1 protein-coding gene is annotated in these 493 nt (G+C 62.3%); it reads left to right on the top strand.

What is annotated here, in order from left to right:
- Window positions 1-493 (top strand): Ig-like domain-containing protein (locus KVT28_RS24690; RefSeq protein WP_217550770.1); only part of this gene is annotated, 493 nt, incomplete at both ends.

Here is a 493-nt window from a genome sequence, read left to right as displayed (position 1 = left end):
TCATCATGGACGGCAAGGTACAGGGTTCTGCGACTGCCGATCCGAATGGCCACTGGAGCTTCACGCCAGCGACCGATCTTTCCGAAGGCGTGCACAACTTCCGTGCGGAAGTGACCGACGCGGCGGGCAATAAAACCGCCACCGGCAACTTCCAGCTGGAGCTGGACCTGACCAAACCTGACGCCGCAGACGACCTGACGGCAGAAGACAACGTCGGCCCAATTACCGGTCCAATTCAAAGCGGCGACACCACCGACGACAGCACCCCGCCCTTTGGCGGCACCGGCGAGCCGGGCGACAAAGTGATCGTGAAAGACGGCGACGACGTCATCGGCACCACCATCGTTGGCGAAGACGGCAGCTGGGAATTCACCCCGGTTCCGCCGCTGCAAGACGGCGAGCACAGCATCATCGTGATCATCGAAGATCCGGCGGGTAACCAGAGCGACGAGTCCGCGCCGATTGAGTTCATCGTCGACACCGGCAACGTGGC

Source organism: Pantoea sp. GbtcB22, assembly GCF_019091025.1.
In the GTDB taxonomy this organism is placed as follows: Bacteria; Pseudomonadota; Gammaproteobacteria; order Enterobacterales; family Enterobacteriaceae; genus Pantoea; species Pantoea leporis.
Note: the sequence above shows the minus strand (reverse complement) of the source record. Positions and strands in the feature narration are given on the sequence as shown.